Origin of the sequence: Micromonospora sp. M61, assembly GCF_018070245.1 — a bacterium.
GTDB lineage: Bacteria > Actinomycetota > Actinomycetes > Mycobacteriales > Micromonosporaceae > Micromonospora > Micromonospora zamorensis.
The window spans coordinates 140,457-152,766 of the sequence record NZ_JAGPYA010000003.1; the positions used below are offsets into that span (position 1 = coordinate 140,457).

Below are 12,310 nucleotides of genomic sequence, written 5' to 3' on the forward strand. Positions count from 1 at the left end.
TTCGCGGGCTGCGGGCTCGGTGGGGCGATGGTCAGGGGGTGTGTTCCTTGCGGATCTGATCGGCCAGGTGCGCGGGCATGGGGTCGTGCCGGACGAAGTGACGGCGGAAGGTGCCGGTGCCAGCCGTCATCGAGCGCAGCTCGACGGCGTAGCGCAGCAACTCGGTGGCCGGCACCTCGGCGCGGACGACGGTGCGGCCCTCGGTGTCCGGGTCCGGTTCGGTGCCGAGCACCCGGCCACGCCGGCTGGACAGGTCGCCCATCACGGGGCCCACCGAGCCGTCGGGCACCCGGATGGTGACCTCGTCGATCGGCTCCAGCAACGCCGGCTGGCCACGGTCGGCGGCGTCGCGCAACGCCAGCGCACCGGCGGTCTGGAAGGCCGCGTCGGAGGAGTCGACGCTGTGCGCCTTGCCGTCCACCAGGGTCACCCGCAGGTCCACCACCGGGTGACCGGCGACCAGGCCACGTTCGAGCTGGGCGCGGACACCCTTCTCGACCGAGGGGATGTAGTTGTGCGGCACCGCGCCGCCGACGACCCGGTCGACGAACTCGAAGCCGCTGCCCGGGGGCAGGGGCTCGACCTCGATGTCGCAGACCGCGTACTGGCCGTGGACACCGGACTGCTTGACGTGCCGGCCATGCCCCCTCGCGGGCGCGGTCAGCGTCTCGCGCAGTGACACCTTGACCGGCTCGGTGTCCAGTTCGACGCCGCCGGCGCGCAGCCGGTCGAGCACCACGTCAGCGTGTGCCTCACCCATGCACCAGAGCACCAACTGGTGGGTCTCCGGGTTGCGCTCCAGCCGCAGCGTGGGATCGCCGGCGACCAGGCGGGCGAGGTTGCGGGCCAGGGCGTCCTCGTCGGCGCGGCTGTGGGCGACGACTGCCACCGGCAGCAGCGGTTCCGGCATCTCCCAGGGTGCGATCAGCAGCGGTTCGTCCCGGGCGGAGATGGTGTCGCCGGTCTCGGCGCTGCCCGACTTGGTGATCGCGCAGATGTCGCCGGCCACGCAGAGCGGCACCTCCCGCAGGGTGGCGCCCAGCGGGGTGAAGATGTGCCCGACCCGCTCGTCGGCGTCGTGGTCGGGGTGCCCGCGTTCGGCCATGCCGTGGCCGGAGACGTGCATGGTCTGGTCGGGGCGCAGCGTGCCGGAGAACACCCGGACCAGCGAGACCCGGCCGACGTGGCGGTCGATGGTGGTCTTGACGACCTCCGCGACGAGCGGCCCGGCCGGGTCGCAGGTCAGCGGCGGACGCGGCGAGCCGTCCACGCCGGTCACCGCCGGCAACTCGTGCTCCAGCGGCGACGGGAACGCGGCGGTCAGCACCTCCAACAGCACGTCCAGCCCGACACCGGTCGCGGCGCAGACCGGCACCACCGGGTAGAAGTGGCCCCGGGCGACGGCCTTCTCCAGGTCATCGATGAGCACCTCGGTGCTGATCTCCTCGCCGTCGAGGTAGCGGTCCATGAGGGTCTCGTCCTCGCTCTCGGCGATGATCCCCTCGATCAGCTCGTCGCGGGACTCGTCGATGGCCCGCTGGTGCTCCGGGTCGGGATCGCGGACGTCGGCGGGAAGCCCGGCGGAGTAGTCGAAGACCCGGCGGGTGATCAGGCCGAGCAGACCCTCGGTGGACACGCCGTCGTCGCCGAGCATCGGCAGGTAGAGCGGCATCACGTTGTCGCCGAAGAGACGCTGGCAGAGCGCCACCGTCTCGTCGACGTCGGCGCGGGGCTGGTCCAGTCGGGCCACCGCGACCGCGCGGGGCATGTCGACGGCCGCGCACTCCTCCCACAGCGCGACGGTGGCCGCGTCCATGCCGCCGGCCGCCGAGACGACGAAGAGCGCGGCGTCGGCGGCCCGCAGCCCGGCGCGCAGCTCGCCGACGAAGTCCGCGTACCCGGGGGTGTCCAGCAGGTTGACCTTGATGCCGTTGTGCAGCAGCGGCGCGCAGGACAGGCTGACCGAGCGCTGCTGGCGGACGGCCGCGGGGTCGTGGTCGCCGACAGTGGTGCCGTCGACGACGCTGCCGGCCCGGCCGATCGTGCCGGTGGCCGCGAGCAGCGCCTCGACCAGTGTCGTCTTGCCCGCTCCGGAGTGCCCGACGAGCACCACGTTGCGGACCCGCTCGGGCTCGGTCAGCACCGGCGTGCCGCCGGTCGAACCCTTCTCATGCTTTTGCGCCATGGGGCGCACCTCCCTCAGCCGGTGGTGGGTGGCGACCGCCGCGCGAGGTGGAAGCGGCCCGGGGCGAGAGCGCGGCGATATCCTCCGGTGGTCTGCTGCACAGCGGGAACGGGACGGGTGGACGGGTGAGCTGGCTCACCTCCCGGCTCGATCTCACACCCCTCGTCGGGTAGGCACAAGCCTCTCGCAGGCGCGTCGGCGGGACCGGCCGTATCGGCGGAGCTGGGGCGACCGTTATCGTGGGGACCGCCATGGCGAAGATCTTCCAAGTGTCGGCCCGCGCGGGGATGACCCGCGTCGTCGAGCCGATTGCCCGCGCCCTTCTGCGCGCCGGCGTCACCCCCAATGCCGTCACCGTCGCGGGCACCGTTGGTGTGCTCGTCGGCGCGCTCGGCTTCGGTGCCCGCGGCCATCTGGTCGCGGGCGCGTTGATCGTCACCCTGTTCGCGCTCACCGACCTGCTCGACGGGACGATGGCCCGGATGAGCGGCGGCTCCACCAGGTTCGGCGCGTTCCTCGACTCAAGCATGGACCGGGTCGCCGACAGCGCCGTCTTCGGTGCCGTCGCGTACTGGCTGGCCACGCAGGGCAACTACTCCGGGGTGGCCGCCGCGTTGGTCTGCCTGGCCGCAGGCAGCCTGGTCTCCTACGTGAAGGCTCGCGCCGAGGGGCTCGGCATGACATGCAACGTGGGCATCGCCGAGCGCACCGAGCGGCTGCTGATCGTCGGGGTCGGTGGAATCCTCACCGGCCTGAACGTGAAGCCGGCGCTGGAGATCGCGCTCTGGCTGCTCGCCGCGGTGTCGATCTTCACGGTGGGGCAGCGGATGGCGCACGTCTACCGCCAGGCCCAGCAGCTCCAGCCGGACGGTCAGGCGTGAGCGGCGCGGCGGGGACCCGGCGCCGGACGACCGGCGGCCGGGCCGCGTGAACCTCACCGAGCTCGGCTACGTCGCCGGCTGGCGGGTGGTCCGCGCGTTACCTCGGCCGTTGGTGGCGGCGGCGTTTCAGGCGGGCGCGGACCGCGCCCACCGCACCGGCGGCGGGGGTACGGCCCGACTGCGCGCGAACCTGCGCCGGGTGGTCGGCCCGGACCTGCCCGACGCCGAGCTGGACGATCTCGTCAAGCGCGGGTTGCGCTCGTACGCCCGGTACTGGATGGAGGCGTTCCGGCTGCCCTCGCTGAGCCGCGCGCAGATCCTGTCCGGTTTCCGGCTCGACGGCGCCGAGTTGCTCGCCGCGGACGTGGCCGCCGGCCGGGGCGCGGTGGTGGCGTTGCCGCACGCCGGCAACTGGGACGCCGCGGGCGCCTGGGTGGCCGCCACCGGTTGGCCGATTGCCACCGTCATGGAGCGGCTCAAGCCGGAGGGCGTGTACAAGCGGTTCCTGGCCTTCCGAGAGGTCCTCGGGATGGAGATCCTGCCGACGCACGGCGGGCCACGTCCGGCGTTCGACGTGCTGCTGGACCGGGTACGTGCCGGTGCGGTGGTGCCGCTGCTGGCCGACCGGGACCTCTCCGCCCGCGGGGTGGAGGTGGACTTCTTCGGCGGGAAGACCCGGATGCCGGCCGGGCCCGCACTGCTGGCGCTGCACACCGGAGCGCCGCTCTACGTGGCCTCGATGTGGTACGAACCGGACGCCGCGTGCGCGTCGCTCGCCGGCCCGCTGCCGGTCCCCGGACCCGAGGTGGGGCCTTTGGACCAGCGGGTCCGTTTGCTGACCCAGCTGATCGCCGACCGTCTGGCGGCGGGCATCGCCCGGCATCCGGAAGACTGGCACATGTTGCAGCGGATGTGGCTGGACCAGCGGAGGACGGGGGACGGCACGGAGCTGCCCTCGTCGGCCTCCGGGCAGGTCTGAGGGGGTGGTGGGCACGGTGAGCGCGAGGAGTGCAGCGCAGCGGAGCCCCGGGGTCGTGAGCGAGGCGGGCGCGCCGCGATGGTGTCCCACGGTCGCGGTCACGGACAGGGGGCGCTGACGCATGCGGATCGGCATCGTGTGCCCGTACTCCTTCGACGTCCCCGGCGGGGTGCAGAACCACGTCATGGACCTCGCCGAGGCGCTGATCGCGCTCGGCCACGAGGTCAGCGTGCTCGCCCCGGCCGACGAGGATTCGCCGCTGCCGGCGTACGTGGTGTCCGCCGGCCGTGCCATGCCGCTGCCGTACAACGGATCGGTGGCCCGGATCGCGTTCGGCCCGGTCTCGACCGCCCGGGTCCGGCGTTGGATCACCAATGGCGACTTCGACGTGCTGCACGTGCATGAGCCGCTCACGCTGAGCCTGTCGCTGCTGGCCGTGCTCTCCGCTCGCGGCCCGGTGGTGGCCACGTTCCACACCGCGATGACCCGTTCGCGGGTGTTGGCGGCGGCGCAGGGTGTGCTCCAGATCGTGTTGGAACGGATCACCGCCCGGATCGCGGTCAGCGCGCTGGCCCGCAAGGTGCAGGTCGAGCACATGGACGGCGGCGCGGTGGAGATCCCCAACGGGGTGGCGGTGGCGAAGTTCGCCGACGTCGAGCCGTTGCCGGGCTGGCCGGGTGAGTGCGCCCCGGGCACCGGCGGCACGCTGGGCTTCCTGGGCCGGTTCACCGAGGCGCGCAAGGGCTTCCCGGTGCTGCGCGACGCGTTCGTGGCGCTGGCCGCCACCAGGCCGGGGCTACGGCTGCTCGTCGCCGGCCCGGGTGCTCCCGACGACCTGTACGACCAGTTCCCGCCCGACCTGCACGAGCGCGTCACGTTCCTCGGCCTGGTCACCGAACCGGACAAGGCGCGGATGCTGCGCAGTGTGCACCTCTACGTGGCACCGAACACCGGCGGCGAGTCCTTCGGCATGATCCTCACCGAGGCGTTGGCGGCCGGTACGACGGTCGTCGCCAGCGACCTGGACGCGTTCCGGCGGGTGCTCGACGGTGGGCGTGCCGGCCGGCTGTTTCCCACCGGTGACCCGGCGGGACTGCGCGACGCCCTGGCCGAGCTGTTGGACGACCCGGCGGGGCGGGCCGCACTGACCGCCTGCGGGGATCAGGTCGTGGCGAATTTCGACTGGCCCGTGGTTGCTCGCCGCGTTCTGGAGGTATACGCAGCGGCGATCGAAGCAACCGACGGGCGGGTCATCGACCAGGAATGGGTGGGGCTGGGCTGACCGGTGTGACGGATGGTGCGGTGGCGACCGGTTGTCCGGCGTGACCGCACCCACTCGGAGCTGAAACGGAGCAGCACTACGATGCCGCACATGTGGTGGGTGGTAGCCGCGAGCGTGGTCGTTGGGCTCGCGGCGTACCTCATCTGGACCGCCGGCCGGGTCGAGAGGTTGCAGAGCCGCGCGGAGCTGGCGGCCCGGGCGCTCGACGCCCACCTGCTGCGCCGGGCGGCCGCGGCGGCCGTGCTGGCCGAGCGGCGCTTCGGCGTGGAGCTGTACGCGGCGGCCCGGATCGCCCTGGACGCCAGCCCGGACGAGCGGGAGGCGGCAGAGAACGACCTGACCCGGCAGCTGCGTTCCGTCCCGTTGGATCCGGGCGATCCGGACTGCGGGGCGGTCATCGCCGCCAGTCGCCGGCTCGCGCTGTCCCGCCAGGTGCACACCGACCTGGTGCGGGACGCCCGTTCGGCGCGCAGCCGGCCGCTGGTGCGGTTGTTGCGGATGGGGCGGGGTCGGGAGTGGCCGCGCTACTTCGACATCGACGACCCGACCCTGACGGTGCCCGCGGACGTGCCCGCGAGCTGACCCGGTGGGCCGGTGATCGGTGCCACAGAGCAGGCCACCGGGGGTCTGATTGGCTGTCGGTGCGGCGTTGACCCGCGCGTAGCATTTTCGCTGCCACCCCCAGGAGCCCGTCCAAGGAGCGATGACCCGTGCCCGAAAACACCGTCTCGAACACCGGTACCGCCCCCGTCGTCGGCACCGCCCGCGTGAAGCGTGGCATGGCCGAGATGCTCAAGGGCGGCGTGATCATGGATGTGGTCAACGCCGAGCAGGCCAAGATCGCTGAGGACGCCGGCGCCGTCGCGGTGATGGCCCTGGAGCGGGTGCCCGCCGACATCCGCGCGCAGGGCGGGGTGTCCCGGATGAGCGACCCCGACATGATCGACGGGATCATCGAGGCGGTCTCCATCCCGGTGATGGCCAAGGCCCGCATCGGTCACTTCGTCGAGGCGCGGATCCTCCAGTCGCTCGGCGTCGACTACGTCGACGAGTCCGAGGTGCTGACCCCGGCCGACTACGCGAACCACATCGACAAGTGGGCCTTCACGGTGCCCTTCGTCTGCGGCGCGACCAACCTGGGCGAGGCGCTGCGCCGGATCACCGAGGGCGCGGCCATGATCCGCTCCAAGGGTGAGGCCGGCACCGGTGACGTCTCCAACGCCACCACCCACATGCGCAAGATCCGTCAGGAGATCGCCCGGCTGTCCTCGCTGCCGACCGACGAGCTGTACGTCGCGGCCAAGGAGCTGCAGGCCCCGTACGACCTGGTCAAGGAGGTCGCCGAGAGCGGCAAGCTGCCGGTGGTGCTGTTCACCGCCGGCGGGATCGCCACTCCCGCCGACGCGGCGATGATGATGCAGCTCGGCGCGGAGGGCGTCTTCGTCGGCTCCGGCATCTTCAAGGCCGGCAACCCGGCCCAGCGGGCCGCCGCGATCGTCAAGGCCACCACCTTCCACGACGACCCGGACGTGCTGGCCAAGGTTTCCCGGGGTCTCGGCGAGGCGATGGTCGGCATCAACGTCGACGAGATCCCGCAGCCGCACCGCCTGGCCGAGCGCGGCTGGTGAGCGCTCATTCGGGCGGCGTGAACCGGAGAGGAACGGTGTGAACGTGACGGCACCCGTGATCGGCGTTCTCGCGCTCCAGGGGGACGTCCGCGAGCACGTCGCGGCACTGGCCGCGGCGGGCGCGGACGCCCGCCCGGTCCGGCGTCCGACCGAGCTGGACGCGGTCGACGGCCTGGTCATCCCCGGGGGCGAGTCCACCACCATCAGCAAACTCACCGACATCTTCGAGATGCGCGAGCCGATCGACAAGCGGATCGCCGACGGCATGCCGGTCTACGGATCCTGCGCGGGCATGATCATGCTGGCGACGGTGGTGTTGGACGGCCGACCGGACCAGCGGGGCTTCGCCGGCATCGACATGACCGTCCGGCGCAACGCGTTCGGCCGGCAGGTCGACTCGTTCGAGGCGCCGGTGGAGATCACCGGGGTGCCGGGGGAGCCGTTCCACGCGGTGTTCATCCGCGCGCCCCGGGTCGAGCGGGTCGGTGCCGGCGTCCAGGTGATCGGGACGGTGACCGACGGCCCGGCCGCCGACCGGATCGTCGCCGTCCGGCAGGGCAACCTGCTGGCCACCTCGTTCCACCCGGAGCTGACCGGTGACCTGCGCGTGCACGCGTACTTCGTGAACCTGGTGCGGGCCGCCTCCTGACGGCGTGCCCCGTTGCTCAGCCGGCGACCGCCCGGAGCTGCCCCGGGCGGCGGCCGGCCAGCTGGTCGAGCGCGATCGCCGTGGCGGCGTCGGCGGGCAACTGCACCACCAGGCGCTGCGGGTCGGCATCGGCCAGCTCGAGGGTCTCGACGTTGAGGCGCAACAGCCCCGCCGCCGGATGGCGCACCGTCAGCAGACCGGTACGCGCGGCGGTGACCGGTCGCTGCCGCCAACGGTCGACGAACGGCGCGCCCACCGTACGGGCCAGCTGCTCGGCGAAGGCGTCGCTGGCCGGATCGCCCCGGCGCAGCAGGTGCAGCTCCGCGACCTGCTGGTCGGCCAGCGCCGACCACTGCGGATAGTGCGCACGGGCCCGCTCGTCGGTCAGCACGAACCAGACCAGGTTCGGTCGCGACCCGTCCAGCAGGCCGAGCGGGCGGGCGAGCACGTCGAATGGCTCATTCCAGGCCAGCACGTCACCGAGCCGGTTCAGCACGTACGCCGGGGTGTCGCGCAGCGCGTCGAGCATGGCGCGGACCGTGGGCCGGACGGTGCGGGACACCGTCGGCCGGTCGCCCGAGCAGAGGTGTCGGGCGTGCTGAGCTGAGGCGAGTTGCCGCAGGTGTTCCCGGTCGGCGCTGTCCAGGCGCAGCGCGTCGGCGAGCGCGGCGAGGATCTCCGGCGATGGTCGGGTGTCGCGGCCCTGTTCCAGTCGGGTCAGGTATTCCACGCTGACCTGCGCCAACGTCGCCAGCTCGGCCCGGCGCAGCCCGGGGGTGCGTCGGCGGGGGCCCTCGGGGAGGCCGACCTCGGCCGGCCGCCGCGCTTCGCGGCGACTGCGCAGGAAGGCGCCCAGCTCTCCGTCCATCACCGAGCCAGTCTGGCAGTCGGCGTCGGCCGGTGGGTGGCCCTGGCAGGGCCATCCTCGCGGCGGTCTCCCCCCGCCGCCGCGTGGCTCGCAGGATCGGGGGCATGAGAAACGCACAGAGCACAGGACCGCTGCGGATCGGTGTGATCGTGGGCAGCACCCGTCCGGGTCGGCGCGGCGCGGCGGTCGCCCGTTGGGTCATGGAGGTGGCCGAGCGGCACGAGGCGGTACGCGCCGGGGACGCCGTCTTCACACTGGTGGACCTCGCCGAACAGTCATTACCACTGTTGGACGAGCCGGTGCCGGCGCTGTTCGGCGACTACCGGCATCCGCACACCCGGCGGTGGGCGGAGGTGGTGGACGGCTGCGACGCCTTCGTCTTCGTCACCCCGGACTACAACCGGTCGATACCGGCAGCGCTCAAGAACGGCATCGACTTCCTGTACGCGGAGTGGACCGACAAGGTGGCCGGGGTGCTGAGCTACGGCGTGCAGGGCGGCACCCGGGCCGCCGATCACCTGCGGGCGATTCTGACCGAGGTGCGGACGGTGGTGGCGCCGACCGGAGTGGCGCTGTCGATCTTCACTGACTTCGACTTCACCGGGGCCGACCCTGGTGACCGGACCGCCGGCCGCTTCGCGCCGGGTGACGGTCGGGAAGCGGAGCTGTCCACGATGCTCGCCGAGGTCGTGACCTGGTCGCGGGTGCTTCGTCCGGCAGATCGTGCGCTGTTGGGGTCGTAGCCCATCGTGGATTTCGTCCCGTCTGCCCCGGTCTGGGGGGACGGGACGGAGTCGCCGCGCGCGGTGCATGACAGCGACCCGGGGGACGTCGGTAGGATTGCGGAGATTCGGCAGGGCCATCTGCCCGCCAGGCTTCCGCCAGAGCTGACCGGCACCTCCGCGTGCGCCGGCGGGAGTGGGGCGTGAGCGGTGCGGTCGATGCAGACGGCGGGTAGCAACGGAGGTAGAAGATGTCCGGCCACTCAAAGTGGGCGACGACCAAGCACAAGAAGGCCGTCATCGACGCCAAGCGCGGCAAGATGTTCGCCAAGCTGATCAAGAACGTCGAGGTGGCCGCGCGGATCGGCGGCGGCGACCCCACCGGCAACCCGACTCTCTTCGACGCGATCCAGAAGGCGAAGAAGAGCTCGGTGCCGAACGACAACATCGACCGCGCCGTCAAGCGCGGCTCCGGCCTGGAAGCGGGCGGCGCCGACTGGCAGACGATCATGTATGAGGGGTACGGCCCGAACGGCGTGGCCATGCTCATCGAGTGCCTCACCGACAACCGCAACCGGGCGGCCACCGAGGTGCGGACGGCGCTGACCCGCAACGGCGGCTCGCTCGCCGACGCCGGCTCGGTGTCGTACATGTTCTCCCGCAAGGGCGTGGTGATCGTGCCCAAGGAGGGCACCAGCGAGGACGACGTGATGATGGCCGTCCTCGACGCCGGCGCCGAGGAGGTCAACGACCTCGGTGAGGCGTACGAGGTGGTCTCCGAGCCGACCGACCTGGTCCCGGTGCGGACTGCGCTGCAGGACGCCGGCATCGAGTACGAGTCGGCGGAGTCCTCCCTGATCCCCAGCATGAACATCCCGCTGGACGAAGAGGGCGCCCGCAAGATCTTCAAGCTGATCGACGTCCTGGAAGACTGCGACGACGTGCAGAACGTCTACGCGAACTTCGACATCAGCGACGACGTGATGGCGGCGGTCGACGCCTGAGAGCGGTCGACTCGGAATCACGGAGGTCGGGGTGTCCCTCGCGCTGGGACACCCCGACTTTCGCAAAGCCGGGTGGACCAGGCGATGGCGTCGAACGTGGAGGTGGGAAAGTGGCGGCAGACCGGTTCGCGCCAGGTGACACGGTGGTGCGCCGTGAGGTGCTGCGGGACGAGGTCTGGTTCGCCTGCCCGACTATCTGCGTCCAGGACTCGCCCGACCTGCTCGCCCTCTACCTTCCACCGGGAGCCGAGTTCGGCTTCCCGGAGACCGGCGTCTTTCCGTGCGGACGGCACCCGTGGGAGACCGCCGGGCACCGCTCCTGGTCCGGCCACGGCAAGCTGATGCTGCAACGCCCCGGCGAGGCGCACTCGGTCGACGTGTTCTGGACGGGGCCGGGGCGCGACTTCGCCGGCTGGTACTTCAACCTGCAGGACCCGGTGCGTCGTACGCCGATCGGGGTGGACACCCTCGACCACGAGCTTGACCTGTGGTGGGGCGCGGACGCCGACCGGTACGTCTGGAAGGACGTGGAGATGTTCGCCCAGCGCCTCGTCGAAGGGCGCTACCCCGGGATGGCTGACGCGATCCAGGCCGAGGGTGACCGGATCGCGGCGCTGCTCGACGCGAGCGAGCGTTGGTGGGACCCGGCGTGGGCGCAATGGCACCCCGATCCGGCCTGGTCGGTGCCCCCGCTGCCCACCGGCTGGGACCAGTTGCCGCCCGCCCGCTGAGCAGCCCGCCGACCCCCGGGCGTCAGCGTTTCGGCAGCGCGTCGATCAGGAACACCTGGTCCGGGCCGTTCGTGCACGGCTCGACCAGCGCCTCGGCCGACACCTCCGTGTCATCGTCACGCAGCCCGACGCACAGGTCCGTGCGGGTGGGCCGGATGCGGTACGAGGTCGGCGCGGACCCGGTCGGCTCGAAGCGGAACAGCTGGGACCAGTTGGCCTGGCTGCACTTCGTGACGGGTTCGAGCATGTTCCGGCCGGGATTCTCGCTCCGGACGGTGAGGCAGCCCGGCCCGTGCTCCGGGTGGTTCCACTTGATGAAGTACAGCCCGCCGGCCGCCGGCTCCAGATAGGTGTCCGGCGGGGTGGCCTCGGCGCAGGAGATCTGCACCGCCACCTGGCTGCCGTACTCGCCGGTGCGGTCACGCCCCTCGCTGAGGCAGAGTTGCGGGCTGCGGGCGGGACGGATCTGGCTCAGGAGCGCGTCTGGGCCGATGGTCGGGCTGGCGCTGCTCTCGGGGGTGGCCGGAGGGCTCTCGCCCGCCGACGTGGCCGGCGGGCTCCCACCTGTCGACGTGCTCGGGTCGGTGAGCTGTGCCGTTCGCCGCTCGTCGTCGTCGGGGCGCTGCGTCCAGATGCCCACGCCGAGCGCCGCCAGCAGGACGCCGACGAGCAGCATCAGTGGCACCGGCCGCGCGAACCAGCGCGGTCGGGTGGCACTCGCGCTCCCCGCCCCCGTGCCGACGGATGGACGGAGGTCGGGTGCGGTGCCGTCGGCGGGCCGGTCGTCGGTCGCGGTGCCGTCGGCGGTCTGGTGGTCGGCTGCGGCGCCGTCGACCGGCTGGCGGTCCGGCGCGGGCGACACCGGCGGGGGCGGTGTCGGCGCGTAGGTGCCCACCGCGAGCCGGTGCCGCGCCCGCAGCCACGTCTCCACCTGATCCTCCGCGCCACAGGCCCGGACGAACGCGGCCACCACCTCGGGTCGAGGCAGTGAGGATCGGCGCAGGATGTCGGCGGCGGTGCTGCGAGCCAGCACGTCACCGCTCGCCGCCGCGCGTTGCTCCAACTGTCGGTACGTGAGTCGCGACCGGTCCTTGAGCCGGCGCAGCATGTCGACGAACTCGGCCGGGTCGGTCGCCTCGTCCGGTCGTAGCTCCCCCGTGGTCATCGCACGATTGTCCAGACCCGGGACGGGTGGGGGCAAGGCGGCCCGGGGTGACTGTCCGAGATGGTCGGACAAGATCCGGACATGCCGTCCTGAGCTGCCCGGACATCGCACCGCGCTGACCAGGGCATTGTTCTCGCCGACGGGCCTATCTACCGTCTGTCCTCAATGGCCGCGCCGCTGATCGGTGAGCGGCCGGCGCATTCGAATGGGCACCGA

12 protein-coding genes are annotated in these 12,310 nt (G+C 72.2%); 9 read left to right on the forward strand and 3 right to left on the reverse strand.

Annotation, left to right across the window (positions count from 1 at the left end):
* Positions 1-31 precede the first annotated feature (31 nt).
* A complete protein-coding gene (locus KBX34_RS02940; protein ID WP_210923104.1) occupies positions 32-2,185 on the reverse strand; it encodes an elongation factor G-like protein EF-G2 in 2,154 nt (717 codons plus the stop codon).
* A 251-nt stretch (positions 2,186-2,436) separates the two neighbouring features.
* Here KBX34_RS02940 and pgsA point away from each other — a divergent pair, with 251 nt between their 5' ends.
* The 6 genes from pgsA (at position 2,437) to pdxT (ending at position 7,604) form a co-directional block, all read left to right on the forward strand.
* Entirely contained in the window at positions 2,437-3,066 is a 630-nt protein-coding gene (pgsA, locus tag KBX34_RS02945) for a phosphatidylinositol phosphate synthase (protein WP_141908779.1), read from the forward strand.
* Between the two features lie 46 nt (positions 3,067-3,112).
* Entirely contained in the window at positions 3,113-4,045 is a 933-nt protein-coding gene (locus KBX34_RS02950; RefSeq protein ID WP_210793083.1) for a phosphatidylinositol mannoside acyltransferase, read from the forward strand.
* Positions 4,046-4,166: 121 nt separating this feature from the next.
* Positions 4,167-5,327, forward strand: a complete 1,161-nt coding sequence (locus KBX34_RS02955; RefSeq protein WP_210923106.1) for a glycosyltransferase family 4 protein — start codon at positions 4,167-4,169, stop codon at positions 5,325-5,327.
* An 81-nt stretch (positions 5,328-5,408) separates the two neighbouring features.
* Positions 5,409-5,909, forward strand: coding sequence for a hypothetical protein (locus KBX34_RS02960; RefSeq protein ID WP_210923107.1), 501 nt, complete (start codon positions 5,409-5,411; stop codon positions 5,907-5,909).
* Positions 5,910-6,037: 128 nt separating this feature from the next.
* Positions 6,038-6,955 (forward strand): pyridoxal 5'-phosphate synthase lyase subunit PdxS, encoded by a 918-nt coding sequence (gene pdxS / locus KBX34_RS02965; RefSeq protein WP_099852153.1) that lies wholly within the window; start codon positions 6,038-6,040, stop codon positions 6,953-6,955.
* A 43-nt stretch (positions 6,956-6,998) separates the two neighbouring features.
* Positions 6,999-7,604 (forward strand): pyridoxal 5'-phosphate synthase glutaminase subunit PdxT, encoded by a 606-nt coding sequence (gene pdxT / locus KBX34_RS02970; RefSeq protein ID WP_210923110.1) that lies wholly within the window; start codon positions 6,999-7,001, stop codon positions 7,602-7,604.
* Between the two features lie 16 nt (positions 7,605-7,620).
* Here the strand turns inward: pdxT and KBX34_RS02975 are convergent, their stop codons facing one another.
* Entirely contained in the window at positions 7,621-8,472 is an 852-nt protein-coding gene (locus KBX34_RS02975; RefSeq protein WP_247671405.1) for a helix-turn-helix transcriptional regulator, read from the reverse strand.
* Between the two features lie 104 nt (positions 8,473-8,576).
* On the opposite strand from KBX34_RS02975, the gene KBX34_RS02980 reads away from it, so the two are divergent.
* The 3 genes from KBX34_RS02980 (at position 8,577) to KBX34_RS02990 (ending at position 10,929) form a co-directional block, all read left to right on the forward strand.
* A complete protein-coding gene (locus KBX34_RS02980; protein ID WP_210923112.1) occupies positions 8,577-9,215 on the forward strand; it encodes an NADPH-dependent FMN reductase in 639 nt (212 codons plus the stop codon).
* A gap of 230 nt (positions 9,216-9,445) precedes the next feature.
* Positions 9,446-10,198, forward strand: coding sequence for a YebC/PmpR family DNA-binding transcriptional regulator (locus KBX34_RS02985; RefSeq protein ID WP_088947365.1), 753 nt, complete (start codon positions 9,446-9,448; stop codon positions 10,196-10,198).
* 110 nt (positions 10,199-10,308) lie between these two features.
* Positions 10,309-10,929 (forward strand): DUF402 domain-containing protein, encoded by a 621-nt coding sequence (locus KBX34_RS02990; RefSeq protein ID WP_210923114.1) that lies wholly within the window; start codon positions 10,309-10,311, stop codon positions 10,927-10,929.
* 22 nt (positions 10,930-10,951) lie between these two features.
* Here KBX34_RS02990 and KBX34_RS02995 read toward each other — a convergent pair whose 3' ends face one another.
* On the reverse strand, positions 10,952-12,094 hold the full coding sequence (locus tag KBX34_RS02995; protein ID WP_210923116.1) for an RICIN domain-containing protein: 1,143 nt from the start codon (positions 12,092-12,094) through the stop codon (positions 10,952-10,954).
* Between the last annotated feature and the right edge of the window lie 216 nt (positions 12,095-12,310).

Bases quoted from the DNA above. Each gene is read 5' to 3' on its own strand.
- KBX34_RS02940 (WP_210923104.1), bottom strand. From the start codon at position 2,185: ATGGCGCAAAAGCATGAGAAGGGTTCGACCGGCGGCACGCCGGTGCTG.
- pgsA (WP_141908779.1), top strand. From the start codon at position 2,437: ATGGCGAAGATCTTCCAAGTGTCGGCCCGCGCGGGGATGACCCGCGTC.
- KBX34_RS02955 (WP_210923106.1), top strand. From the start codon at position 4,167: ATGCGGATCGGCATCGTGTGCCCGTACTCCTTCGACGTCCCCGGCGGG.
- KBX34_RS02960 (WP_210923107.1), top strand. From the start codon at position 5,409: ATGCCGCACATGTGGTGGGTGGTAGCCGCGAGCGTGGTCGTTGGGCTC.
- KBX34_RS02975 (WP_247671405.1), bottom strand. From the start codon at position 8,472: ATGGACGGAGAGCTGGGCGCCTTCCTGCGCAGTCGCCGCGAAGCGCGG.
- KBX34_RS02980 (WP_210923112.1), top strand. From the start codon at position 8,577: ATGAGAAACGCACAGAGCACAGGACCGCTGCGGATCGGTGTGATCGTG.
- KBX34_RS02985 (WP_088947365.1), top strand. From the start codon at position 9,446: ATGTCCGGCCACTCAAAGTGGGCGACGACCAAGCACAAGAAGGCCGTC.
- KBX34_RS02995 (WP_210923116.1), bottom strand. From the start codon at position 12,094: ATGACCACGGGGGAGCTACGACCGGACGAGGCGACCGACCCGGCCGAG.